This is a genomic window from Chryseobacterium sp. 2TAF14, from assembly GCF_052115105.1.
In the GTDB taxonomy this organism is placed as follows: domain Bacteria; phylum Bacteroidota; class Bacteroidia; order Flavobacteriales; family Weeksellaceae; genus Chryseobacterium.
Genome location: NZ_JBFRGA010000030.1, coordinates 1 through 25,199 on the forward strand (window position 1 = coordinate 1; position 25,199 = coordinate 25,199).

Genomic DNA, 25,199 nt, shown 5'->3' on the forward strand with positions numbered 1-25,199 from the left:
TATTGATTTGGTGGGAGGTTTTTTTGGTAGCAGGTGGGAGGTTGCGGGTTACAGGTGTAGGTTGGAGTGTTGGAGCGCTTGAGGGATCGAGGATTGTGGAGACTGTGAGTGTGTTTTGAGCTTTTTGAGGAATTGAGTTTTTGAGGAATGAGGATATTGAGTATGTTTTGAGTGTCGCTCCGATGGAGCTTTTATTATTGCTTAAAACATTTATTTGCTACAAAGGGGGCGCTCCGGAGGAGCGCTACATTTTACATCTTATTTTATTTAATTAAGGAATAGAATTTATTCCCGGCTGTTTTTTAATAATGAACTTGGTTTGTTGCTGTTGCTGTTTTAGGTGTCGCTCCGATGGAGCTTATATTTTAAAACACAGCTGATTTTGCTACAAAGATTACGCTCCTCCGGAGCTTAATGACATATTTTTATAATATTCTATTAACTGATAGCAAGTCTGTGACTTTTCGAGATCTTCTTTTTATTATATCGACTTATAAAATGAACAATTCTGAAATAGCCCGGATTGAACGGCATGTCTGAGCTCTTTTTGCTTATAGGGAAAAGTATGGCGCAAAAAAGCGAGTAGTGAAAGCCGGAAATAGCTCCCGAAAAAAAGTATGAGAGTTGGAGAATGGGAGAGTTGGGGAGTTGAAGACACTTACTTTAAAATAAAAATACCTCCGAGATTTTCAGAGGTAAAAGTGAGTATGGATAGAATTTTATTTGTTTTCTATGTAGATCATTGTGAGAAAATCGCCGAATGATCTGTTAAGACCAACTATATCGCCTGATTTGAGATTGATTCCTGGTTCGCCGTAAGTGTTTGACTTAATTTTGGCAGCAGAAACCTGGAAATATTGCGCTGGAGCTTCTGCATTCACAGAGATTTTAATGGTAGAGCCTAAGAATTTTTTTGTAGAAACGGTATAGATCTCTCCAGGAATGCCTTTTATCGCAGTAAATGAGCGCGGCGGCAAAGTATACTCTTTTTTGTTGATACTTATGGTCTGCGGTTTTGAGGATGATGAAAAAAAGTATATTAAATCTGATGGCTTAGAAAGTTCGTCTTTTGCAACGAAGTAAAGTTCTAATCGGTAATTTGCCGGATTAAAGGGTTGAATTTTTTCGTCTACACTCTCAAATGGTTTATACGAAAAAGCATTTGCCCCGATTTCTTTTGCCTTTTTATAAATTTTTGCGAATACGGCAACGTCATCATTCGAAAATCCCTGCACATCGATTTCACCCAAATATTCTGCAGCTGAGTTTTTGGGATCGATTTTATAAAAATATTTATCGATGTTTTCTTTTACTTTTTCAACTTTAGATAAATACACATTTTGTGCATTGACGAATGTGAATGCCATTACGAAAATGAATAGGGCTATATTTTTAATTTTCATTTTAATTTGAAAGTATATTAACACAATCTTCTAAGCTGTTTTCCCAATGTTTGGGCTCGATTTTGTATTTTTTTTCAATTTTGTCAAGACACATCGTGCTTCTTTTCGGCCTTTTTGCCGGAGTCGGATACTGTTCTGTAGTAAGCGCGTTCAATTTTACCGGTGATTTGGCGAACTCTGCAATTTTTTCAGCAAACTCAAACCATGTCGTTTCAGGATAGTTTGAAAAATGGAAAACACCAAAAGTTTTGTGAGGGTTTTCGATAATGCTCATAATGGCTTCTGCCAAATCATTGGCATTGGTAGGCTGCCCAAACTGATCGGCGACGATTCCCAACTCTTCTTTTTGCGAAAACAGGGTAAGCATTGTTTTCACAAAATTTTTGTTGAATTCGGAATACAACCAAGAAGTTCTTAAAATAATGGTCTTAGGATTATTTTCTAAAGCCAGCTCTTCTCCTTTCAGTTTAGATTCTCCGTAAACTCCGATAGGATTTGTAAAATCATCTTCCGAATAATCTAAATTGGTTTCGCCATCAAATACATAATCTGTGGAAACGTGGATGAAAACGGTTTTATAATCAGCACACGCTTTTGCAAGATTTTCCACACCTTCCGCATTTACTGAAAAGGCTTTTTCTTTTTCTTTTTCAGCAAGGTCTACTGCGGTATAAGCTGAAGCATTAATGCAGATGTCCGGTTTATTATCATAAAAAAAATCATTAATCTGATCTTCGTCTGTAATGTCTAAAGATTGTGAGTCTGTAAAAATGAATTCATAATTTTTTTCAAAATCGGGAGCAATTTTTCTGATGCAGTTTCCTAATTGCCCGTTGCTTCCTGTTACAAGTATTTTTTTCATTGAATTGGTTTTATGAATTTTTTGCATTTTGTGATCTTAAAAACTTTACTCTCGACTGGAAATCTTTCTGCTCAAGGTCAACATAAAATTTCCCGAAAGTCTGCATGATCTCTTCCGGATGAAGCTCGGAACGTCTTGTTTTAATATTAAAATAAATTACCGTAACCCAAAGCACTGCATGAATTGTTTTTTCATCAAGGCTTTTCATAAGGATTTCCACTTTAGAAATTCGGTCTCCTATTTCGATCGTTTTACTGCTGATCACAACCTGGGTATTGTATTTTACTTCTTTCAGATAAGCAATTTCGTTTTGAATGGCAATCCAGGTACAACCTGTTTTTTTTGTGTATTCTTCGTACGTGAAGCCATAAAAAGTTTCTACATGATCTTCTCTTGCATTGAACATGTAATCGAGATACTTTACATTATTTAAATGCCCAATCGGATCACAATCACTGAATCTTACTTTTACGGTCGTTGAGACTTCTTTTTCCATAGCGCAAAAATAAAAAAACCACTTCTAAATGAAGTGGTAGTTTTTATAAATCTTTGTTAATTTCAAAAAAATTACTGAAGACCTAATTCTTTTTTTACAGCTGGAGTTGCATCAGGACCACCTTTGTAAATAAGACCTGAAGAGTTTACATCCATGATATACTCATAGCTGTTTGCTTTAGCAACTTTGTTTACAGCATCCATCACTTTTTGTTCGATAGGAGCGTAAGCCAATTTTTCTTTTTCAGCAAGATCTTTTTGCGCTCTTTCGCTCATTTGCTGAGCTTCAGTCTGCAACTTTTGCATTTCCTCTTGTCTAGCTTTATTTTCAGCTTCAGTTTTTGTAGGAGCTTCCTTAGTATACAAAGCATATTTCGTTTGCATAGCATCGGTTTTCTTTTTTATTTCTGCTTCTTTTACATCAAGGAAAGCTTTTAAATCTGTATCTGCTTTTTTCTTTTCAGGCATTGCATTAAGTACGCTTACTAAGTCTAGAGTAGCAATTTTCTGAGCTTTCGCCATCCCTACAGAGACAAACATCATTACTGCTCCAAATAATACACTTAATTTTTTCATAACGGGTAATAAATAATTAATTTGTTTTTAGATTTTAAATTTAAGTAAAAGTTAAGTTCTGATAAAACTTTTACCTTCTTTTATTAGTTTTCTTATCTTTTTCTTTCTCTGTACCTTTTAGCAAAACAGCTAAAACTTTGTCTGTATAATCATATCTTGGCTCATAAGAAAGAACATTGTCTCTATTTTTATCAAAAACTATACCTAATCCGTTTTTTGCAATTACAGTACGGAGAGCGGTATAAATCTGATCCTGAAACGGCTCTACCAAATTGGTACGAAGCTGGTTGATCTCGCCGGTTTTACCAAATCTTAAACTTAGCGTCGTCTGAATATTTTTTTCTAAATCTAAAACTTCTTTTTCTCTAAGCTTAAGCTGATCACCGATTAATAAAACTTTTTCACTTTCGAAAGCCGATTTTTTTTGCTCGTATTGTGCCTGAAGATTTTTGATCTCCTGTTCCCAAGTATCAATCTGAGCATTAAGTCTTGACTCTGCTTCTTTATATTGAGGCATTTTATCTAAAATATACTGAGTATCAATAACCCCTATTTTCTGAGCATTGCTAAAGCCAAAAAGCAAAATTACCGCTAAAGTGAAAAGAGTTTTAAAATTTTTCATACTGTTATAAAGATTGGTTCATTAAGAAGTGAGTTTTACTTCCTGAAACATCACCACTGATTGTTTTATCAAATCCATAAGCGAAATCAAATCCTATTAAACCAAATGCTCCCATATAAACTCTTACCCCTACACCAACAGATCTTTTAAGCTGGAAAGGATTGTAATTTCCCCATGAGTTCCAAACGTTACCTCCTTCTGCAAATGTAAGTGCGTAAATTTTGGCAGTTTGATTTAATGAAATCGGATATCTTAATTCTAACGTAAATCTGTTGTAAATAGTACCTCCCCCTCTTTGAGTAATATCTTCAGCCTGTCCTCCGTATGTAGAAGCGTTTTCGTAACCTCTCAACGGAATCAATTCTCTACCATCAAATCTACCTCCGAAAAGACCGGTTCCCCCAACATAGAATCTTTCAAACGGCGGTGCTCCCAAAGCTTTGTTGTAACCATCCATGAAGCCCATTTCTGCAGAAGATCTTAAAACCAGTTTACCGATAACTTCATTGTAAACATCTGCTTTAAATTTTATCTTGTAAAATTCCATCCACTTATATTTCTCTGTAGGAGCCAATGTTGAGTAGTTTTTATTACTGAACAATGAATATGGTGGTGTAAATTTACCCGACAATTCAATATTTGAACCCATTGTAGGGAAAATAGGATCTATACCTGCAGAGTTTCTGCTTAATCCGACATTTAAACTTAAGTTGTTTGCATTACCGTACAATTCTGTAGTGTCTCCAAATTCAAAAGGATAATTGCTGAAGTTATATTTCTGGAACTGAATTCCTGTATATAACGAGAAATAATCATCCGGCCATTTTAAAAGCCTATTCAGACCTACCGTAGCCGAGAAAATATTTAATCTCTGATCCGGACCTGTAGACTGGCTGTAATTTACCCTTGAATTATTTAAACTTACAGAAAGAGCAGTTGGTTTTGTACCAAACAACCAAGGTTCTGTAAATGAAACTCCGTAATTCTGGAAATATTGTCCTGCCTGAGCCTGAATCGATAAAGTCTGCCCATCACCTTGAGGTACAGGTCTGAAATCTTTAAACTTCAGGAAGTTTCTCAATGAGAAGTTATTGAAAGTAAGACCTAAAGTTCCGATGAAGCTGTTACCACCGTAACCAGCCTGTAACTGCACTTGTGAAGAACCTTTTTCTACCAGTTTCCAGCCGATATCAACCGTGTTATCTTGCTGGTTTGGCTGAATATCCTGACCGATTTGCTGAGGATCGAAGAATGACATCGAAGCCAGATCAAAATAAGTTCTCTTGATCTCTGTTTTCTTAAACAATTCTCCCGGCTTGGTTCTTAATGCTCTCAAAATCACATGGTCATGAGTAGTTGTGTTTCCGGACCAAGTTACTTTGTTCCAGGTAGCCTGCTCTCCTTCATTAATTCTGATTTCAAGGTTAATCGCATCACCATTCACCGATTTTTCAACAGGCGTAACGTTTGAGAAAAGGTAACCATTATTCATGTAGATCGATTTGATATCAGAATCGTCTTCTTTTCCGCCGTCTTCACCTACTTTTTTGTTAAATCCTACAGCATCGTAGATGTCTCCTTTTTTGTATCCTAAGATTCTTTGAAGATATTCTGTAGAGTAAACTGTATTTCCGGTAAAAGTAATATCACCGATGTAATATTTTTTACCTTCTTTCAGCTTAACATTGATTTCGTAGTTGTTTTTCTTATTTCTCCACACAGAATCAGAAACAATTGCAGCATCTCTGTAACCCAGTGAATTATAATAGTTAATTAAGCTTTGCTTATCTTCCTGATATTTTTCTTCAACAAATTTTGAAGACTTCAAGATACCTCCGATCCCAAATCTTTTTTGTTTGGTTTCTTTGAAAGCTTTTTTTCTAAGTTTTGCATCAGTTACGTTATCGTTTCCTTCAAACTCGATGTGACTGATCTTAACTCTTTTTCCTTTGTCTACATTAATCGTCCAGTCTACAAGATTAGGGTCACTTGCGTTTACCTTATCCTCAATAGTAATTTTGGCATCAGCAAAACCTTTTTTAATATAATCTTTAGGAATATTTGTTTTAAGGCTTGAAACAAGATTCTGAGTGATCTTTGTTCCCGGCTTTAAGTTATTGTCTTTAGCTAATTTTTCATTTTTAGACTTCCCGATTCCTTTACCTGTAAACTTTACCTCTCCAAGATCTTTTAGGTCTTGTAAATAAAATCTAAGAACAACGGTTTGCCCTTCAATGCTTTCTACATAAACTTCCACTTCAGAGAAAGATTGAGAGTCCCAAAGCTTTTTGATAGCATTACTTACCTTTTGCCCCGGAATATCTACAATTTCACCTTTTGCCAGACCTGTAAATCTGAAGATCTGAGCCGGTGTATATTTTTTTACCCCATCAACAACAATGTCCTTCAACGTGTAAGTTCCTGTTTGATTTTCTGCAAGAGCAGCAGCAGTAGTATCAACCTTTGTACTGTCTTGTGGAGTTACCTGTCCATAAAAATGTGCAGAAGCAGCAAACATAATGATGGGTAATAGTCTAAACTTCATTTTATCGTAATCTTTCTTTTCTTAAAATTTACTGAATTTGAATTTGGTCGCCTGTAAGACCGTATCTTCTTTCCTTATTTTGATAATCAACAATACATTGGAAGAAAATATCTTTTGTAAAGTCTGGCCACAGAACATTGAGAAACTGGAGTTCTGCATAAGCAATCTGCCAAAGCAGAAAGTTGCTTATCCTTATTTCTCCACTTGTTCTGATAAGCTGTGAAAATCTCTTCAGCTTCCAGTAAAAGTGTCTCGGCAAGCAAGCTCATCAAGGTATTTACTTCATCTGCAGGTCTATTCCAGTTTTCTGACGAAAATGTATAGAGCGTAAGATAAGGGATATGAATCTCATTACATGCATTAATGGCATTTCTTACCGCGTTAATGGCATTCTTATGACCAAAAGTTCTTTCTTCACCACGAGATTTTGCCCATCTTCCGTTGCCATCCATAATGATCGCTACATGCTTTGGTAAATTCTCAGAATTTATTTGTTCTTTTATCAACGACATAATTTCTTAATCACAATAACATGGTGGTCTACCAAAAGAATAGGTCAATCCTAAACTAAAAGTATTCATCCAATCTCTAGAATCCGGGTCTCCCACAGATCTGTTTCTTATATAGGCTGCTTCTCTTTCTTTAGAAACATTATAATAATTTCCTGTCTGCAGCAAAGAACCTCCTGTTGTAGGGCTCAAAATATCTGCATTGTAATTGCTGATCACATCTTTGGCAAGCACCTTGCTGTGATCAAGCTGATCTGTTAAGCTATATCTGAAAGTAGCTTCAGCAAAAATAGCCCATCCATGATTAAATTTATATTTCAAACCAACTCCGAAAGGAATTTGCGCAACTGTTTTTGTTCCCATAGAATACTCTGTAGTGGTAACAAAATCTAATTCGTTAATCGGAGCCTGTGCCACACCATCTGCATTTCTTCTGAAATCGTGGTTTAAGGTTGCTTTTGGAGCATCAAACATCAAACCTCCGATTCCGGCAAAAATATACGGGCTCACCATACTCATCTGCTCATTGTTTACCGGGAAGAAATTGTATTCAAATACTAAACTTGCTTCGTAAATATTGTTTTTACCGAAAGAGTTTCTGTTTCTTCTGTATTCTTCTTTTGCTGCCTTATCGCTAAACTGCACCTGGTTATAGCCTAAGTCTAATCTAACGGTTTGGTGCGGGTTAAAATTAAATCTGTATAAAATACCACCATAAAAAGGAACCCCCCATTCTGAGGCTCTCCCCAAATCCAAAGGTTGCTGTAAAATGTAATTGGTATTTCCTATGTCGCCAACAAGATTACTCATCCCTAAGCGAATTCCCAATTCATTTCTTTGTGCTTTTAAACTTACCACAGTTCCTAAGAGGGTAAGGAAGCTAAACAATAATTTTTTATTCATAAAAGAATATGGATTTATGGTTATTTTAAAAATTAATTTTTGCAAATATAAAACATTTTTATATTAATGATAATCTTAATGTTTAGTTAAAAATAAACAAAAAAATATAATTTGTTATAAAGTAAACGGCAAAGCAGCAAATTTATTCTTTTTTTAATACTTCAGGCAAAATTTAAAATTTTTAAATCTACAAATAGCCTGATTTATTTATTTCTTCCAAAATAAGATCTTACTTTGTTTCGGATCTTGATCAATAATGGCTCTGTATAGTTTTTATCTTCATCAAAATATCCGTATCCGTAACCATAACCGTATCCGTAACCATAGCCGTATCCTTGATTGGTAACGTAATCATTATAAACAATTCCTAAATTTTTAATCTCATTATTATGATACTTTTCAGTAATCATTTTAAGCATATACTTTTCGGTATACTCGTGTCGTACAACATATAAATTGGCATCAGACTGTTTCATCAATTCGTAAGAATCGGCAACTAGCCCTACCGGCGGAGAGTCTATGATGATAAAATCATACAATTGTTTAAGCTCTTCAATAAACTTAATATTTCTTTCGCTCATTAATAATTCGGACGGATTAGGAGGAATCGGTCCTGAAGTAGCCACATCAAGATTAGGAATTTTGGTTTTGTTGATGATCTGATCGATTGATGTTTCACCGGTAAGGTAATTTGAAATCCCAAGCTTATTGTCGATCTCAAAATCTCCGAAAATCTTTGGCTTTCGCAAATCCATTCCCAACAAAATCGTTTTCTTGTCGCTTAAACCTAGAACTGACGCCAGATTTATTGAAACATAGGTTTTGCCCTCTCCTCCGACTGAAGAGGTTATCAGAATTACTTTACTCGTATTATCCTCTCCCGACAAAAATCTCACATTTGCCCTGATTCCTCTGAAAGCTTCCGCAACTGAAGATTTTGGGGTACTTAAAACAGTAAGCATACTGTCGCTATTATTGTTACCAATCACTCCCAGTAATGGAATTTTGGTTGCGTTGATTAATTCTTTGATGTTTCTGATCTTACTGTCAAAAAGGCTTCCCAAAAGAATAAAAATGAACGGAAGTGCAAGAAAACCAGCTAAAATTGTCATCTTCTTTCCTTTTACATTAGGACCTATCGGACCCTGTCCTAAGTTTTTCGCAGGATCAATCACCGTAATATCAGATTGATTGGTGGCAAGTCTCATCTGGCTTTCATTCTGTCTGTTGAGCAAACTGTTGTATGTTGCCTCGATCATATTGTAGCCCCTTTCTGCATCAAGATATTTTCTTTGTTTTTCAGGATATGATGTAAGATCTGCACTTGTTTCTGCAATCTGCTGATCGATTTTGTTAAGCTCTGTACTATAAACTGTATGAACGTTTCTGAGCGAACCCGAAGAGTTTGCTTTTGCCTCACTTATTAATCTGTTGATCTCCTTCATCGGCTCTGAATTTGGAGTATAAATTGACGCTAACTCTCTCCTTTTAAGGTAAAGAGCTTTTAGTTCAGAAACAGATGCAGTAAAAAGACCATCATCAAAACCTGCCGCAGAAGGACTGATCATTCTGTCAAAACCTTGAGATTCTACAGAATTTCTGATGCTGTTCAGAGAATTCATCTTACTGAGTATATCTGCTTTTTTTGCTTCGAGATCTTTTATTTTCTGTAAAGATTTTTCGTCTCTGTTACTAATGTCATATAGCTTTTCTGAAACCTTAAGATAGTTGAGATATGCCGCACTCGAATCTAGTTTTTTTCTAATGTCGGCAAGGCTTCCTTTCAAATACTGCTCTGTATTCTGATCAACTTTTATCTTGTCATTAAATCTTTTTTTCTGAAGCTCAGCTACAGATTTGTTGAGGAAATTTACGGTTCCGTTAAGATTAAAACCTGTTTTGGAAATGATCATAATGGTATTGATTTCTTTATCAAAATCAACACCTATCGTAGAAACAATTCCGTTTACGGCATCATTTACCGTAGAAAGGGTTACAATAATATTTTCAAGTTTTATGGCAGGAACCACCGGATTGGCAACCAATCTGAATCTAAGATTGGGCGTTGTATACCATTCATTAACTTTAATCGTTTTATCGGAAGGCCTTCCATAGCTTTCAATATTTTGAAAAGCCTCAAAATCATACGAATACAGCTTAGTTGACTGACCTTCTTCCGGTAAACTCACCTGATAAGAGCCATTTCCTTTTGGCGTTAAAGTAATCGGATAATTTACCTGCTGTAAATGCTTTCGGTCTACTTCCAAAAAAACAGGCGAATCATTTTTATCCAAATAAGTAGATTTCAGAGCTCCTTTGGTGCTGTAGTTTACAAAAAGCCCTAATTCTTTTACTAAAAATTCGTTGTGTGATCTAGACAGCAACATTTTTTTCAAATAAATACCGTCCTGATTACCATTTTGTCCCCATATAAAATTGATAGACTGGCTTGGTGTAAAATAACTTGCGCTATTGTTTGAAATACTAAGTTTTAAATCTGATGCATAAATATTCTGAGCATAATATTTACCATAAAACCAGGATACCGCATACCCAATAGAAAGCATCAGCACAAACCAGTACCAGTTTCTGAGAATCCTTCTTAAAAAATGTTCTATATCAAACAAAGCAAATGATCCGTATTTCTCTTTTTGCGGCTCATTTTTACCTACTAAAGTTTCTTTTCCGGGAATCATACACTAAAGATTTTTTATAAGTAGATAAATTGACAATGCTGTTGTAAGCACAGAAACACCACTGATAAGTGTCTGTATAGGATCTTTTCCAAAGCCGTTCAGAGCTCTTCTTTGTGTTGTGAGAAAAATCTCGTCTCCGTTTTGTACGTAATAATAAGGAGAATTCATCACATCTTCTCTGGTAAGATCAATCTGTGCTTTCTTAATGCCTTCCGGAAGTTTTCTGTAAACTACAATGTTTTTTCGGTCTATCGTTCTGTTTAATCCTCCGTTAATAGAGATTGCCTCCGTTAACGTTAATGTATTTTTGTGCGCTTTTTTTTCCCCTGTAATTCCGGTGGTTTCAATATCACCTAAAATGTAATAAGTTATTCCGTCTGTATTGAGTCTTACTTCAGATTTTCCGTCCTGAAAATTTTCGTTTACTTTCTCTTGCAGTTCCTGGGTAATTTCTTCAATGTTTCTGCCTTCCGCTTTTACGTAACCTATACCAAAAACCAGGATATCACCTTTCGAGTCTACTTTCAAGCCGTTAAAATAGATCATTGCATTCCCGCCAGATCCGTTTCCACTGGCTCCGTTGAATACAATATTATTATTTCCTGCTGCCTGAGCATTTAAAGAAGAATAAAACTGAGCCGCATCACCTTTGGGAGTTGTCACAATATTCAAGGTCAGCATATCATTTTTGGTGACCCTGTAAACGGGAATGTTGTAAGGAATGAGCCCCTCTTCATTGATAACAAGGCTCTCGCTTGGCTGGAGATATTTTACGTCTTTTGATGTGATACAAGAGATCAGCAAAAAGGGTAAAACTAAGAATGGGAAGTACTTATAAATTTTCATCGTAATAAATGTAGTTTGCAAAAATAGAATTTTAATTATTAGTTTTTATTTTTTTATTCCGCATCATGTAAATAATATCCGGAATATAAGCACCTAAAAAACCTAAAAACAAAATAATCAGCAATAATAGATTGACATTGGTGTGTCTAAGACAATAGGTAACTGCTACAATAAAAAGGTAATAGCATATAATATAAAAACTCGCTCTTCTATGGGTGAGATCTAGCTTAAGAAGCTTATGATGAATATGGTTTTTGTCTGCCTCAAAAGGTGATTTCTTATTCCAAAGTCTTACAATAATGACATTTAATGTATCTACAATAGGCAGAATAAGAATCGCCACTGCCACAACAGGAGCCGACTTCAAATGATACATCGGAATGCTCTGCACTTTTTTGTCTATAAAAATATCTATAAAACAGATACATGTAAACGCCAGCAAAAATCCTAAAAGCATAGAGCCGGTATCGCCCATAAATATTTTCGTTGCCCTTAAATTTGATAAATTATAGTATAAAAACGCCAGTACAGACCCAATTAAAACCACTGATAAAATAACCAAAGGGTAATTATATTCTCCTAAACGATAATAGCTGATCCCAAAAAAGGCACTGCAAACAACAGAATAACCTCCGGCAAGACCGTCAATTCCGTCAATAAGATTAAAAGCATTGATGAGAATGATAAAAGTAATGATGCTGAAAATTACACTGATTAAATAATGAATTTCGTAGACACCAAATATCCCAAATAAGTTTCTGATTCTTATATCTGAGCCAATTACAATAAGAGCCGATACCACAATCTGCGCCACCAGTTTTTTGTAAGCACGCATCACAACAATATCGTCCATAATCCCTACATAAAGCAGAATAATGAGCGAAGCAAAAAGAAATTTATATAAATCAAAAATTTCATAGGCAAAAATTGAAGTGCAGATCCCGATCGAGTAAAACATCGCAATACCTCCCAGATTAGGTATCCTTCTGAGATGAGAACTTCTTACACCGGGCTCATCCATCAGGTTCTTACGTTTCGAAATCTTAATAATTGTAGGAATTGAAAAAAAAGTGATGAAGAAAGAAGACAGGAAACCCAACCCCACTTTTAAGTAAAAAATAGAAATGCCTGTTTCATTTAAGAATAATTCAAAATTTTTCATCAACTGCTTTTTAAGCTAATAGTTTCAGTAGATTAAAAAAAATTGCATTTAAAATTTATTTTAAAATACCGAAATCTCATTTGTGTTTAATCAATTTCCGTATCATTTTTTTTTGTCCGATAAAAAAAAGCAGATAGAAAATTATTTTTTTCAGAGGTAAAGATAAAAGATAATTCTTACCAAAACGATTGTAACACAATATATCTTTTATTTTAACATCTCTTTTTCGTATAAAATCCTCAAGATCAAGAGACATTTTGTAGAATTGATTTTTATTTTTAACAAAAGCAAGATAAGCCAGAAAAGTATAAACTCCTTCCAAAATCTGAAAACCTTTTAGCTCTTTTGTTTTTGAAGCGTATTTTGAACTTTTAAAAAAAACTTCCACATCTTCTACCGCTTTCAGAATATCTAAACCTTGTTCGTTATGAGTTTTTGAGATAGAATCTGCCCTTTCGAGATATTGATAATGAAAATTTTGCGTCTGTGCTATTATGTTACATTCAAGCAAAAGCTGGGGAACCAGCTGAATATCTTCAAAATGAGCTCCTTTTTTAAATCTTTTATAAGTAAATAACTCTTTTCTAAATAATTTATTGCACGCAAAATAGCTTAGATCCGAAAAAACCGAAAAATGGCTTTCCAAAACAATCTTTTCAGGCATATTCGGAATCTGCGTCAGTTTTTGGGTAACGTTACCTTTTTCGTCTACTTTCTGAATGTTACAGATTACCATTTCAGCATCATTTTTTTCAGCCAGATGCAGCATTTCGGCAAACATTGTTTCAGAAACGTAATCATCGCTGTCTACAAATCCCAGATAATCTCCGGTTGCCTTATCAATCCCGAAATTTCTGGCGTCACTTAAACCGCCGTTTTCTTTCGTAAAAGCTTTTATTTTAACCGGAAATTTTTCAGAATATTTTTTAATGATATTTTCCGATCCGTCTTTGCTTCCGTCGTTTACAACGATAATCTCAATATTTTCCAGGCTTTGATTCACCAAAGAATCAAGGCATTTCGCCAGATAATTTTCAACATTAAAAACAGGAACGATAACAGAAACTTTTGGAGTCGGGTTTTCCATGGCTTAGATTTTTGTAAATCTTGCGCTCAGCCAGCCCTTTTTAGCATCATCAAAATCTTTTCTGGAGCATGGAATGCAGTTTTCAATTTTTTCATCATCCCCAAAATACCAAAGATTGCTGAATGTATCGCGCTTGAAAGCATATTGTCTGTCTTCAATCAAAACATAAAATATTTCGTAATGTCTTTCCTTAGGATGCGATTGCTGAATGTTGATCCCTTCAATAAGATACCAGATCATTTGCGCCAAAAGCTGATGATTGAGCTGGTTTTCAGAATAAATATTATAATTAAAAATACCTACAGATTTCAGGTTTTCGCTTAAACCGATCTCTTTCATGTAAGCACAGATTTCTCTTCGGTTTAAACCATTTACCTGCGGATTCATCGAAAAAGCTTCACCAAAACTCTCAATCGCATCACAATTTACCGTTACCAGATCTGCTTTCCTGAAGAAAGGTTCGGTTCTTTCCGTAGAATTCATCATTTCTGCCAAACGAACAATATCAAACTCAACTTCTTTGATGAGCTTTACAGAATCTTGTTCGTTCAGATGTTTTTGATATCCTAAATGATGATAATTTTTGATGGAAAAACTTTTCGAGCCTAAAATTTTGCTTAAAAAAGTATGTTCATTAATATTTTCGCCCTGTTTTAGGGAAATAATATTGCTGATCTGGGTATAGTTAATATTTTTCTGATGAAAATTTAATCCTGAAAATAATGAGAAGGCGAAATCATTAGAACCGCCAATAATCACCGGAATCGCTCTTTTGTAATGACACGCCGACAAAACTTCCTGCAAAATATAATGAGAATCCTGCACCGATTTTCCGGAAACCAGGTCTCCCAGATCCACCACCGGAATCTCAAAATCAAGCTGCGAAAGTTTGTAAAATTCTTTTCTTACTGCTGTAAAATCCTGTACTTCAGCATCTCCATTGGCTCCTCTGTAATCAGAAACAAAGAGAAGTACAATGCTGTCTTCTTTTATTTCTTTGGTAATCTTATTTCCGATCTGCCAGTTTTCTGTCCTGAAATTCCTGGGTGAAATGATAAAATCTTCAAAATTCATGCGCTCAAATACTTATTAAAACTCAAAAATATTAAATTTAAATGAGTAAGCGGAGATCTTTTACCATCAACTTACCAAAGTTTTAAAAATGACTTGCAAATTTTCAAAACTCCTTCAATCTGTTCAGCCTTGTCAAGGTTTTGAATCTTGACAAGGCTCTTCCATAGAAAAACCATCAACAAAATCGTGATGGTTTAAACAAAATCTATATGAAGTTAAAAAACTAACGGTTGGTAATCTCAAACACAAAAGTTGTAGAAGTTTCAAAAGCGCCGCCTTGTGTTGCCCCGAATAAAAACTGAGGTTTTTTCCCGTCTTTGCTCATCAAGATCATTGGGCGTTCTAATCTTCCGAATCTTTTTAAATGTTTTGGCGGATTGGGTTCCTGCACGTAAGACTGCATATTAAGATAAGCGATTTCGGGTTTCGTCCATTCAATTCCGTTTTTTGTGGTAAGATGCAAACCGTATTCGTGGTTATAAAAACCCATGTCTCTTGCAATCATGTGAAACTTTCCTTTTTCTTTCCAGATAAAAGCATCTTCAAGCTGTGCGTTGTTTGGTAAAGCTGAAAAATCAATTACAGGATTCTCAGAAACCTTTGTGTAAGGTCCTTCCGGAGAATCTGCTTTTGCCAAACCATATTTTCGGTTACCTCGAACCGGTCCTTTCTGGGTTTCATATTCTCTGGTGTTCCACGATTTATAAAAAAGCCAGTATTTGCCATCATTTCCTTTTACAAAAGCCGGATTTGTGGTACAATGATCATCCCACGAACCTTCTTTTCCGGGAAGAAGCAAGGGTTGATCCGGTCTTTTCCATTCTCCGTCAAGACTTTTTGRAATGGCTAATCCAATTCTTTTCGTATTTGTTTTTCCGTTGGAATTTCCCATAAAAAATAACAAATATTGATCTCCAACTTTTTTAATTAAAGGATTGTGACAGGTGGTTGCATCCCAAAAATCACCACCTCTCGGCGCAAGAATAACTTCTTTATGCTCAAATTTTTCAAATGGAGAATTCGCTTCTGCCCGGCAAATTTCAGAACCATTAAGCCAGCCTCCCATTCCTTTTTCTTTTTTCCATCGGGAATAAAAAAGATGTACTTTTCCGTCTTCACCCCAAATTGGCGAAGAGCACCAAATGTAATAGCCTTCGAGTTCTAAAGAGCGTCCGATTGGTTTTAGTTTAAAGAAAGGTTTTTCTGAAAAATCAAATGCCTGAGTAAATGACGAACCGAAAAACACAGCAGCAATTCCTAAAGCTGAGGTTTTTAAAAAATCTTTGCGTGTGTATTCTGACTGGCTCATTTAATTTGATTTTGAGCTAATTTAGTTGAATTGCAGATAAATAGTGTCCTGCAGTTTAGGGTTTGACAAATAACACGATTATATATCTTTGCTTCTAAACTATTTATACTTTTGCATGAATAAACTAATTTCTAAATAATTATGAAGACAAAACATACATTTTTGATTTTTCTAACCGGATTTTTGATAAATATTGTTGGTGCATTTTTTAAAATAACACATTGGAGTTTTGGAATATTTAATGCGAATATAATATTTACAATTGGTTCAATTTTTGAAATTATCGGAGCACTTTTATTTCTCTATAAATTATTTACATATCCAAAATTTAAAGATTTTATGAATTGGTAAAATTCTTTTTTTAAGCAATCTACAGCATTATTTTGGATTTAAAACAATAAAAGCACAGACCGAAATCTGTGCTTTTTTATTTGATTAACTTTGTCAAAGTTTTATCTACTTCTTCGCAGCCGGCTTTTTAGCAACCGTTTTCTTAGTTGTCGTTGTTTTTTTTGCGGCTGGCTTTTTCGCTGCAGGTTTCTTCTTTTCAGCGAAAGCTTTCGGGTCTTGAGCGGTGATCCATTTTTTAACCTCATCAAGAGAAACGTCTTTCAGCTCGTCGCTTTCGTATTTGGTATCGTCTTTTTTCTTCGGAATTTTATAGATATTCTTTCCGTGTTTTACGATAGGTCCCCATCTTGCATTTTCAATTGAGATTTTTTCGGCTTTCCATTGTTGGATGTAACGGTTGGCTTCTTTCTCCAGCTTGGCTTCTACCAATTCGTTGATGTCGTTTTGAGAAAGATTTTCGAAATTATATCTTTTCGGAACATTGATGAAAACATTTTGATACTTAATGAAAGGACCGAATCTTCCCGTTCCTTTTGTGATCGGTTCGCCTTTGTAAGAAGCAATCGGCGCATCTGCCAATTTCTTTTCGGCGATGATTTCTTCTGCGCGTTTCTGGTCAACAGAAAGCGGGTCTTCACCTTTAGGAATACTGATGTACGTTTCGCCCCATTTTACATAAGGACCGAATCTTCCAACGCCAACAGAAACTGCTTCACCGTCAACTTCATTCAGGTCAAACGGAAGTTTAAATAATTCTAAAGCATCTTCAAAAGTAATGGTTGCGATATTTTGTCCCGCCATCAATGATGCGAACGTAGGTTTTTCTTCATCATCGGTTTCACCAATCTGGATCATTGCTCCGAATCTTCCTATTCTTGCGTAAACATTTTTACCGGTTTTAGGATCTACTCCCAATAATCTTTCGCCATTTGCACGATCGGCATTTTCTTCTACATCCTCAATTCTAGGGTGAAATTTAGAATAGAAATCGGTCATCATCTCTTTCCATTTCTGATCTCCGTTTGCAATTTCGTCGAAGCTTTCTTCTACTCTTGCCGTAAAGCCGAAATCTAAAATTTCACTAAAGTTATCGGTAAGGAAATCATTCACAACTTCACCAATATCTGTAGGAACAAATTTATTTTTGTCGCCCCCGAATTTTTCGTCAAGAACTTCTTTTTTTATTTTATCGTTAGCTAAAGAAATTTTCACCACTTCTCTTGTTTGTGGCTCAATCTCTCTTTTATCAACATACTCACGATTCTGAATCGTCTGAATTGTGGGAGCATATGTCGACGGACGACCAATTCCCAATTCTTCAAGCTTTCTTACCAATCCTGCTTCTGTATATCTTGCACTTGGTCTTGTGAATTTTTCTGTTGCTGTAATTTTTTTACAGTCTAAAACTTCACCAACTACAACTTTTGGCAACAACTTTTCGTTGTTTTCCTCATCATCTTCCTCAGTCTTTACAATTCCATAAGCTTTAAGGAAACCATCGAAAATGATCACTTCTCCTTGCGCTTCGAAATGCTGTGGAAGTTTGGCGTTGCCAATTTCAATAACCGTTTTCTCGATTTTGGCATTTGCCATTTGAGAAGCCAGTGTTCTTCTGTAAATCAGCTGATATAATTTGCTTAGCTGAGCATCGCCAATCGTTTTTACAGAAAAATCTGTCGGGCGGATCGCTTCGTGAGCTTCCTGCGCTGAAGATGATTTTGTGGTATAATTTCTCGGAGAAGAATATTCTGCTCCATATTCTGATATAATTTGTTTTTTTGCCCCTTCGATCGCTTCCTGAGATAGGTTTACCGAGTCGGTTCTCATATACGTGATGAATCCTTCTTCGTATAATCTTTGTGCAAGACGCATAGTATTGGTCACATTATAACCCAGTCTTGAAGAAGCTTCCTGCTGAAGTGTAGAAGTCGTAAACGGCGCAGATGCGGAACGACTTCCCGGCTTTGTTTCTACATTTAAAACTTTAAATTCAACTGTTTTTGCCAGTTCTAAGAATTTTTGGGCTTCTTCTTCTTTTTCGAAATCTTTTTTAAGCTTAGCAGCGATTTCCTGAGAAGTTTTGTTTAAGAAAATTCCGTCTAATTTGAAACTCGCTTTTGGCGTAAATTCACGGATTTCTTTTTCTCTTTCTACCACAAGTCTTACCGCAACCGATTGTACTCTACCTGCAGAAAGCCCTGGTTTTACTTTTTTCCAAAGTACAGGAGACATTTCAAAACCAACGATCCTGTCGAGAACTCTTCTTGCCTGTTGTGCATTGACAAGGTTCTGATCAATATCTCTCGGATTTTCAATTGCTTTAAGAATTGCATTTTTAGTAATCTCGTGGAAAACAATTCTTTTTCTGTTTTCAGGCTTCAGCTTTAATTCGTCTGCCAAATGCCAAGCAATCGCTTCACCTTCGCGGTCTTCATCGGAAGCAAGCCAAACCATTTCGGCTTTTTTCACGGCGGATTTTAATTCTGTCACCAATTTCTTTTTGTCGGCAGAAACTTCGTAATCCGGACTGAAAGTCTCCAAATCAATCCCCATTCCTTTTTTAGGCAAATCTCGGATGTGTCCGAAACTGGATTTCACTTCGAAATCCTTTCCTAAATATTTCTGAATAGTTTTTGCTTTTGCAGGAGATTCAACGATTACTAAATTTTTCGACATATTGAAAATTTTTGCAAAAGTAAAGCTTTTTTATTAGATGAGTTGGCAAAATCATTTTATTTAACCGTTGAAACGGCTCAAATTAAGGTTTTCTAAAAGATTTATTTAAAATTAAAAAGCCTTTATACAATCGATTATCAAATAAAAAAGTTAATTATAATGAAGCTAATTTTTAAGCTCCATAGACAAAAACGTTTAGCGTATTTGATATTTTAAATAATAAGGCTTAAATTTCTTTAAGCCTTATTGTATTTATTTTTTTATGATTTTAATTATGGTTTCCGAATTATTAATCCTTACCAAATAAACTCCGCTAACCAAAGCTGAGACATTGGTAAAATTATTTTCAAATTTTCCTGATTTCACCATTTGACCTGTTGCATTATAAATTTGATAATAATAATCCTTATCATCTGTTGCCTTAATATACAATAGATCTTGTACAGGATTCGGAAAAAGACTGATTTTGTTTTCTTTTATTTTTTCAGAAATTTCATTTTTAGTGAAAACATTTGCAGCCCTTACAGAAGAACCCGGTGTTACAGGAATTGCGGGAATAGGCCCTTCTTCATCTCCGTTTTGATTGTATTTTACTTTTACACAACGACAATTCATCCCAAAATAGGGGTCATTATTATCATGAAATGCTATAAACCGGTTAGGATTAGAAGCTGAATCAAATAAAATATTAACAGGTCTGCCAATATAATTTGAATTTAAAGCCGCCGTCCAAATACCGGAAAATTGAAAATTGTTTACTCCGTAAGTTCCGATAGGAGTTTGATTTGCTGTTACACTTCTGAAACCTCTTGATCCTGAATTAGGATAATTTCCAACCGCATAGGCAGAATTATTGAAAATAAAACCAATACTTACATTACCCGAATTCTTCACCGGTGTTCCTAAATAATCAGAAACTAAACTGTAGCTCGTCGCTGCATTTTTATCTTTTTTGTACCAAGGCGAAAGGCCGAAATCTCTGTTTGTAACGATTGCCACATCGGTAAGATCAGGAATCCTCCAACCTTCAGGACAAGGATCGAAAGGAGACTTTTTACCTCCTCTTCCCCATCGGTCATTGGCAACATTAGGCTCGTTTAAAAGCCAATCGGTTCCGTTTGTATAATTAGGAACCACAGAATTATAAGGCGCAAAAGAACTCGGAATCATATAAACCAAAGGATTTTCAACCGAATAAGTAAGCACTTTTGCTAACTTTTCTCCAACTTTATCATTTGCCAGAACATTGGCATTTGATGAATTTGTATAGGTGTTGTAAGGAACAATGTAATTTCCTGACATGTTATTGTATGCAGATGCATTAAGTGTAGTATATGTAATCTGCCCGTTTGAATCTACATTTCCTAAAAATATATTGTAAAAAGTTCTGTCGGCATATTGAAACGAAGGAATAGGGTCTTTTCTTCCCCATTGATACTGCAATCCCGTAGAAGCGTTTATTTTAGAATACTCCTGAGCTGTAGGAGCCAAAGGATTAGCAACTGTAGGAAAAGCAACTGTAGCTCCAAGATTCCTGTCCATAAATTCTGTTTTTAAAACATCACCTTTCGGAACATAATTTACATAATTGGTAGCTGTTGCGTTAGGAATTTCTGTTGCATAAACATTAGATTCTATCGGTGTATCTGTCACCCAAATATGCCATGACCAGTAAACAGGATTTGTAACACTGCCGTTGTGAAGGGTAACCACAGCGTTTCCGCTTTGATTTGCTCCTAAATTAACTGTAATTTTAGAATCTGATAAAGCCGTCAATGAGCCTGGTGAAGGATTTACAATATTTACGGAACTGATTAAATTTTCATTAGTCGTCCAAAGAATATTTACTTTTAAATTATTAAAGTTTGAAGGATTTAAAATAGCCGGATTATTGAGCAATGTACTTTGAACAGAAAAAGCTTTTGCTATTGGAATTTCAACAGTTGAAGATACTGCTGATTTAACAATATGATAGGTATTCGGATTATCTAATCCAACCGTATATTCTGATACCGGAATTATATATCTTGTAGGAAAATCGTAATCATTAAGTTGATACAAAGGATCTTTAATACATCTGCAAGCATTGGCATCCGAAGTTTTTGCGGTTGACAATGGCATGTACCAATATCTGCCTTTTATGGTAGGATTTGCAGAATCTGGTGTGTCTCCCTGATATTTATCCGGAATCATCAATAACATACGAGCGCTTACAGCAGCAGTTGTATCGTGAAGTCGCGCCATCGTAGAAGTCCACAGACCTACATGATGCTGATCTGTATATTGCCCACCTTGAGTATTGATGATAATATGCCCGGTTCCGGGGAATATTCCCATATTATTTCCGCCGACATTCGATAAATTAAAACCGACATTCGGAAACACTTTAAACCCGGTCATAAAAGCAGGAACGTTATTATTAGTAGGCTTTATGATATGATACCCATTAGATTCGAATACAGATTTTTCCATCGCAGCTCTTACTCCAAACGGAGAATAATCAACTCTTACCTCATCGACATACGAAGTAGATGCAAGATTGGCAACCAACATCGAAGGAATCCTCCATCCATTAGGACACGGATCAAACGATGACTTGTTACGATAGGGCGCATTATTGCTGTTAAAATTATAATTTGTTGGAATTATTCTTCCTTGTGAATTGTCTGACCATAAATTTAATTCTGTGAGTCTATTAGTGGGAAGAGCCACTGTGCTTCCAAACCAGTTGACCATTAAATTGGCATTGTTATTATAATAAGCAGGACCACTATTGTCATCTTTATTTACATAAATAAGACTCAACGGATTTTTTACGGAAAGTCTGATATTATTATCAACAGTTGCATTCGAATATAAAACAAATTTTCTTAAATCGTCGAAGTTGACTGCATTTGTGAAATTTTTTGCTCCCCTGTGGCGCACTCTTCCGACAGATCCGGAAACTTCATAAAAATCGTTACCTCTGTAAACCAGAGAAGGAATAGGATCTTTTCTTCCCCATTGATATAATAAGCCTCCGTTTTTATTCCAATCATCGGCAGTGATAGATCCGCTTAAAGCGCCTAAATTCCTGTCCATCCATTTCCATTCTGCATCAGGAATAACTTCAATGATGCCATTGCTTTTTTCTCTTCTAACATTAGTATAACTCTTGTAAGTAGATCCGTTTGTAGGATCATCGGTCACCCAAATATGCCAAGACCAGAAAATCTCACCATTTACTCTGAAAGCAATAACTGCATTTCCTTCTTTCGATTTGTTTATAGGTACTTTTATTTCAGCATTTTCACCTGATCCCTCAATATTCAGGGCATAATTCAATCCCGACTTGATCAACCCATGAGTATCTTCCCAAAGAACATCTGCCGTAACAATACCGTTTGGAATAATTGAATAGCCTAAAAACTTATAGCCACTCCACATTGCGTAAGCTTTTTTCACAGGAATATAAATTCCCTCGTTTGCTGATGAAGGATCAAACATATAGCTATTCGGAGCCTTCATCCAATCTTTTGCAGCAACTCTCTCGGTCATTCCGTTACTTTTATCCGAAAATCTGTTTCCTAAAGTATCTGTTTTTTTTATTATTTCCTGAGCACAAATAAAAAAAGAACAGAAAACTGCTGCAATACTATAAAAGTATTTTTTATTCATATTAAAATTTTGGTCATGCAATCTAAAAAATAAAATTCACACAAACACAATACAAAACAAAAATATCGCTTAAATAAAAAAAATTAAATCCGTTATATTATCAAATCATTAAATATATGTACATATGTATGAAAATTCCGTTCCAAGTTTTTTTCACAGACAAAAATACGACACCAGGCTCATTATAGACATGAGCTTAAATTAATTTTCATTAATGATTAATAAAAATTTTTATAAATAAAACCGAGAAAGCAAATACTATTTAAGGCAACAAATAGTTTTTGTACAGCTCAGAAGTAAATCTTCCGTTTACAATATTTTTGAAACTGGAAAACACAATAAAATTGAACAAGAATAAAGCAATAATAAAAGCGTAGATTGTTTTTTTCGTATTGGCAGAAACCACATACATTGCATTCGGAATAATTATATAGGCAAAACCAATAAATGCGCCTGCTAATCTGGACGAAAATATACTGTTGTTTCTAAAAATAAAATACATACAAATACCCATCACAGCGTAAACCTTATGATATTCGTAATACGGAAACTTTTCCATCATTTTATCATCAAATGTAAAGAGGAAAAACGTAAGAATTGCCATCATGGCTTCCGGAATACCGATGCCTCCATTCAGTCTTTCGGTAGATTCATTCATATACCCGTTAAAACCTTCCACAAGAGTACTTTCGGAAGCTATGTTGGTAAGAAAACCTCCAAAAACTTTATAAACCTCAAATGGTGAAGCAAAAACAGAGGCGATAATTAAAATCAGCATCCAATATCTGTTTAACGGAATACGAACCAGCCAATACATCGGTAAAAACAAGTAACAAACATTATGAATACCCGATGCAATAAAAATCCAGAACAGATAATGAATCAATTTTCTTTCTTTGATGTAACGCAATGCAAAATATACGATAAACGTCCCCAGATTTTGTCTTATCTGACCGCTTTCACCAATAAAAAAACCGGGAATAAACATAAATAAGGTAAAAGTGAATGGATAAAAGGTGTTATCATCCGTATATTCAACTTTAAAAAATACAGCACAAACAGCAATAATTAGCGTAACTATATAAAATGGCGCATTAAATACATTGAGCAGAATTTTATTGATCAATGCAAAAAGCCATTCCAGATCAACACTTTCGCCACCCTGTAAATGGAGTGCCTTCAGAAATATATCAATATACTCTTTGGTATCTGCATACACATAGATCATTACATAACTTCCGTAATCTGGCCCTACATTCTCACGAAGCCCTGCAAGAATCATCAGATAGATCCCCAAAAACCAAAGCCATTTTTTATCTACCTTATTCCCAAAGACTTCCTGTACGCTGAAAAACAGCATGTACACAATAGCAATCAGATAATAAGGATGCAGTAAACTCATCGTTTAATTATATTTTTTTTTAAAATCAAGACAAGCCACCAATGCGCCTGTAAGAATAATTGGCAAAAATAATCTTACTTCCCAAAAAAGCCCGACTAAAGTAATCATTACAATATAAGGCAGTGAAAAAAATAAATATCTTTTGAAAACCAGCCTGCTTTCTTCATCTGCACAAAGTTTATACATGAAATATGCTGCAATTGCAGAAAAAAACAGCCCAGCAAGATTAAAAGGACTTGTAAAGTTGGCAACAACATAAATTCCTTCCATAAAAGACTCTTTCATGCTGAAAAAAACCGAGGCAAAAAAAGCAATATTAAGACAAGCAGTTTCCCTAACAAGCGTTGATACCGCAATCAATACAATCAAGAGGTAAAAATATAGGTTTCTATCGGTGTGAAGATATTTTAAAGTCAAAACAATTCCAACCAAATAACAAAACAAAGCAATCGTATCGCAGTTTGAAGGAGTATATTGTGTCATCACAATAAAGAAAACCATCAAAAGATGAACAATTCTTCTGGCTTTAATATTCTGGAAAATATCAAGCGGTCTAAATTTCAAAAGCATATTAATAATTCCCGAACACAAAATAAAAAACACAGTATTCATCAAAAAAAGACCATGATAAAACGGAGTTCCATTTTTTATAAGTAGATTTTTAAAAGGTAAAAGTACATTGCTGTTGATACAATATTCCATAAAATCTGTCATATAAATACTCAGATAATTAGGAATTATTCGATACGAATAAACAGAAGAAAACAAAAAATCAGGCGGTCTTTCAGAAGTCTTAAAATGAGTGTAAGACGACTCAAACCCATAATACGACATGAAGAACAGCAGAAACGGTAAAATTACTACAAACAGAAATCCGGATAATTTTTCATCAAACGTTTTCAACATAAACAGTTGCGTCTTTAAGAATAATTTACCGCCAAATATAATACGACAGTAAGGGAACTTTTACAAAAGTATAAGTTTTTTTTATTTTACATTAAATATTTTATTGATTTTCAGTTAA

Annotated in this window: 18 protein-coding genes and 1 pseudogene; 1 reads left to right on the forward strand and 18 read right to left on the reverse strand. The window is 35.0% G+C overall.

The features are described 5' to 3' along the window. Window positions 1–719: 719 nt before the first annotated feature. From AB4Y90_RS05560 to AB4Y90_RS05625, 14 genes and pseudogenes are all read right to left on the reverse strand, one after another. Window positions 720–1,403, reverse strand: coding sequence for a hypothetical protein (locus tag AB4Y90_RS05560; RefSeq protein WP_441556458.1), 684 nt, complete (start codon window positions 1,401–1,403; stop codon window positions 720–722). Between the two features lies 1 nt (window position 1,404). Further along, window positions 1,405–2,265 carry a dTDP-4-dehydrorhamnose reductase gene (gene rfbD / locus AB4Y90_RS05565; RefSeq protein ID WP_441556459.1) on the reverse strand — a complete coding sequence of 287 codons (861 nt, stop codon included), beginning with the start codon at window positions 2,263–2,265 and terminating at the stop codon, window positions 1,405–1,407. A 10-nt stretch (window positions 2,266–2,275) separates the two neighbouring features. After that, window positions 2,276–2,761 (reverse strand): acyl-CoA thioesterase, encoded by a 486-nt coding sequence (locus AB4Y90_RS05570; RefSeq protein ID WP_441556460.1) that lies wholly within the window; start codon window positions 2,759–2,761, stop codon window positions 2,276–2,278. A 71-nt stretch (window positions 2,762–2,832) separates the two neighbouring features. Further along, window positions 2,833–3,336, reverse strand: coding sequence for an OmpH family outer membrane protein (locus AB4Y90_RS05575; protein WP_441556461.1), 504 nt, complete (start codon window positions 3,334–3,336; stop codon window positions 2,833–2,835). 70 nt (window positions 3,337–3,406) lie between these two features. Next, window positions 3,407–3,958: an OmpH family outer membrane protein gene (locus tag AB4Y90_RS05580; protein WP_441556462.1), complete on the reverse strand. Its 552-nt coding sequence runs from the start codon at window positions 3,956–3,958 to the stop codon at window positions 3,407–3,409. 4 nt (window positions 3,959–3,962) lie between these two features. Then, window positions 3,963–6,503: an outer membrane protein assembly factor BamA gene (gene bamA / locus AB4Y90_RS05585; protein ID WP_441556463.1), complete on the reverse strand. Its 2,541-nt coding sequence runs from the start codon at window positions 6,501–6,503 to the stop codon at window positions 3,963–3,965. 28 nt (window positions 6,504–6,531) lie between these two features. Continuing rightward, window positions 6,532–7,015 (reverse strand): annotated as a pseudogene (locus tag AB4Y90_RS05590) (undecaprenyl diphosphate synthase family protein). A 6-nt stretch (window positions 7,016–7,021) separates the two neighbouring features. Continuing rightward, window positions 7,022–7,915 (reverse strand): DUF6089 family protein, encoded by an 894-nt coding sequence (locus tag AB4Y90_RS05595; protein WP_441556464.1) that lies wholly within the window; start codon window positions 7,913–7,915, stop codon window positions 7,022–7,024. A gap of 203 nt (window positions 7,916–8,118) precedes the next feature. Continuing rightward, entirely contained in the window at window positions 8,119–10,611 is a 2,493-nt protein-coding gene (locus AB4Y90_RS05600; protein WP_441556465.1) for a polysaccharide biosynthesis tyrosine autokinase, read from the reverse strand. 3 nt (window positions 10,612–10,614) lie between these two features. Then, the gene (locus AB4Y90_RS05605) at window positions 10,615–11,457 is read right to left on the reverse strand and encodes a polysaccharide biosynthesis/export family protein (protein ID WP_441556479.1); all 843 of its coding nucleotides are present in this window, start codon (window positions 11,455–11,457) and stop codon (window positions 10,615–10,617) included. A gap of 31 nt (window positions 11,458–11,488) precedes the next feature. Then, window positions 11,489–12,619 carry a glycosyltransferase family 4 protein gene (locus tag AB4Y90_RS05610; RefSeq protein ID WP_441556466.1) on the reverse strand — a complete coding sequence of 377 codons (1,131 nt, stop codon included), beginning with the start codon at window positions 12,617–12,619 and terminating at the stop codon, window positions 11,489–11,491. A 76-nt stretch (window positions 12,620–12,695) separates the two neighbouring features. Continuing rightward, window positions 12,696–13,706 carry a glycosyltransferase gene (locus AB4Y90_RS05615; protein WP_441556467.1) on the reverse strand — a complete coding sequence of 337 codons (1,011 nt, stop codon included), beginning with the start codon at window positions 13,704–13,706 and terminating at the stop codon, window positions 12,696–12,698. A gap of 3 nt (window positions 13,707–13,709) precedes the next feature. Then, entirely contained in the window at window positions 13,710–14,780 is a 1,071-nt protein-coding gene (locus tag AB4Y90_RS05620; protein ID WP_441556468.1) for a formimidoylglutamase, read from the reverse strand. 223 nt (window positions 14,781–15,003) lie between these two features. Then, on the reverse strand, window positions 15,004–16,089 hold the full coding sequence (locus AB4Y90_RS05625; protein WP_441556469.1) for a glycoside hydrolase family protein: 1,086 nt from the start codon (window positions 16,087–16,089) through the stop codon (window positions 15,004–15,006). A 141-nt stretch (window positions 16,090–16,230) separates the two neighbouring features. On the opposite strand from AB4Y90_RS05625, the gene AB4Y90_RS05630 reads away from it, so the two are divergent. Next, a complete protein-coding gene (locus AB4Y90_RS05630) occupies window positions 16,231–16,440 on the forward strand; it encodes a GldL-related protein (RefSeq protein ID WP_441556470.1) in 210 nt (69 codons plus the stop codon). Between the two features lie 105 nt (window positions 16,441–16,545). Here AB4Y90_RS05630 and topA read toward each other — a convergent pair whose 3' ends face one another. The 4 genes from topA to AB4Y90_RS05650 form a co-directional block, all read right to left on the reverse strand. After that, entirely contained in the window at window positions 16,546–19,116 is a 2,571-nt protein-coding gene (gene topA, locus AB4Y90_RS05635; RefSeq protein WP_441556471.1) for a type I DNA topoisomerase, read from the reverse strand. A gap of 252 nt (window positions 19,117–19,368) precedes the next feature. Next, window positions 19,369–22,773 carry a T9SS type A sorting domain-containing protein gene (locus tag AB4Y90_RS05640; RefSeq protein WP_441556472.1) on the reverse strand — a complete coding sequence of 1,135 codons (3,405 nt, stop codon included), beginning with the start codon at window positions 22,771–22,773 and terminating at the stop codon, window positions 19,369–19,371. A 262-nt stretch (window positions 22,774–23,035) separates the two neighbouring features. Further along, a complete protein-coding gene (locus AB4Y90_RS05645) occupies window positions 23,036–24,175 on the reverse strand; it encodes an EpsG family protein (RefSeq protein ID WP_441556473.1) in 1,140 nt (379 codons plus the stop codon). Between the two features lie 3 nt (window positions 24,176–24,178). After that, a complete protein-coding gene (locus tag AB4Y90_RS05650; protein WP_441556474.1) occupies window positions 24,179–25,081 on the reverse strand; it encodes a hypothetical protein in 903 nt (300 codons plus the stop codon). Window positions 25,082–25,199: the final 118 nt, after the last annotated feature.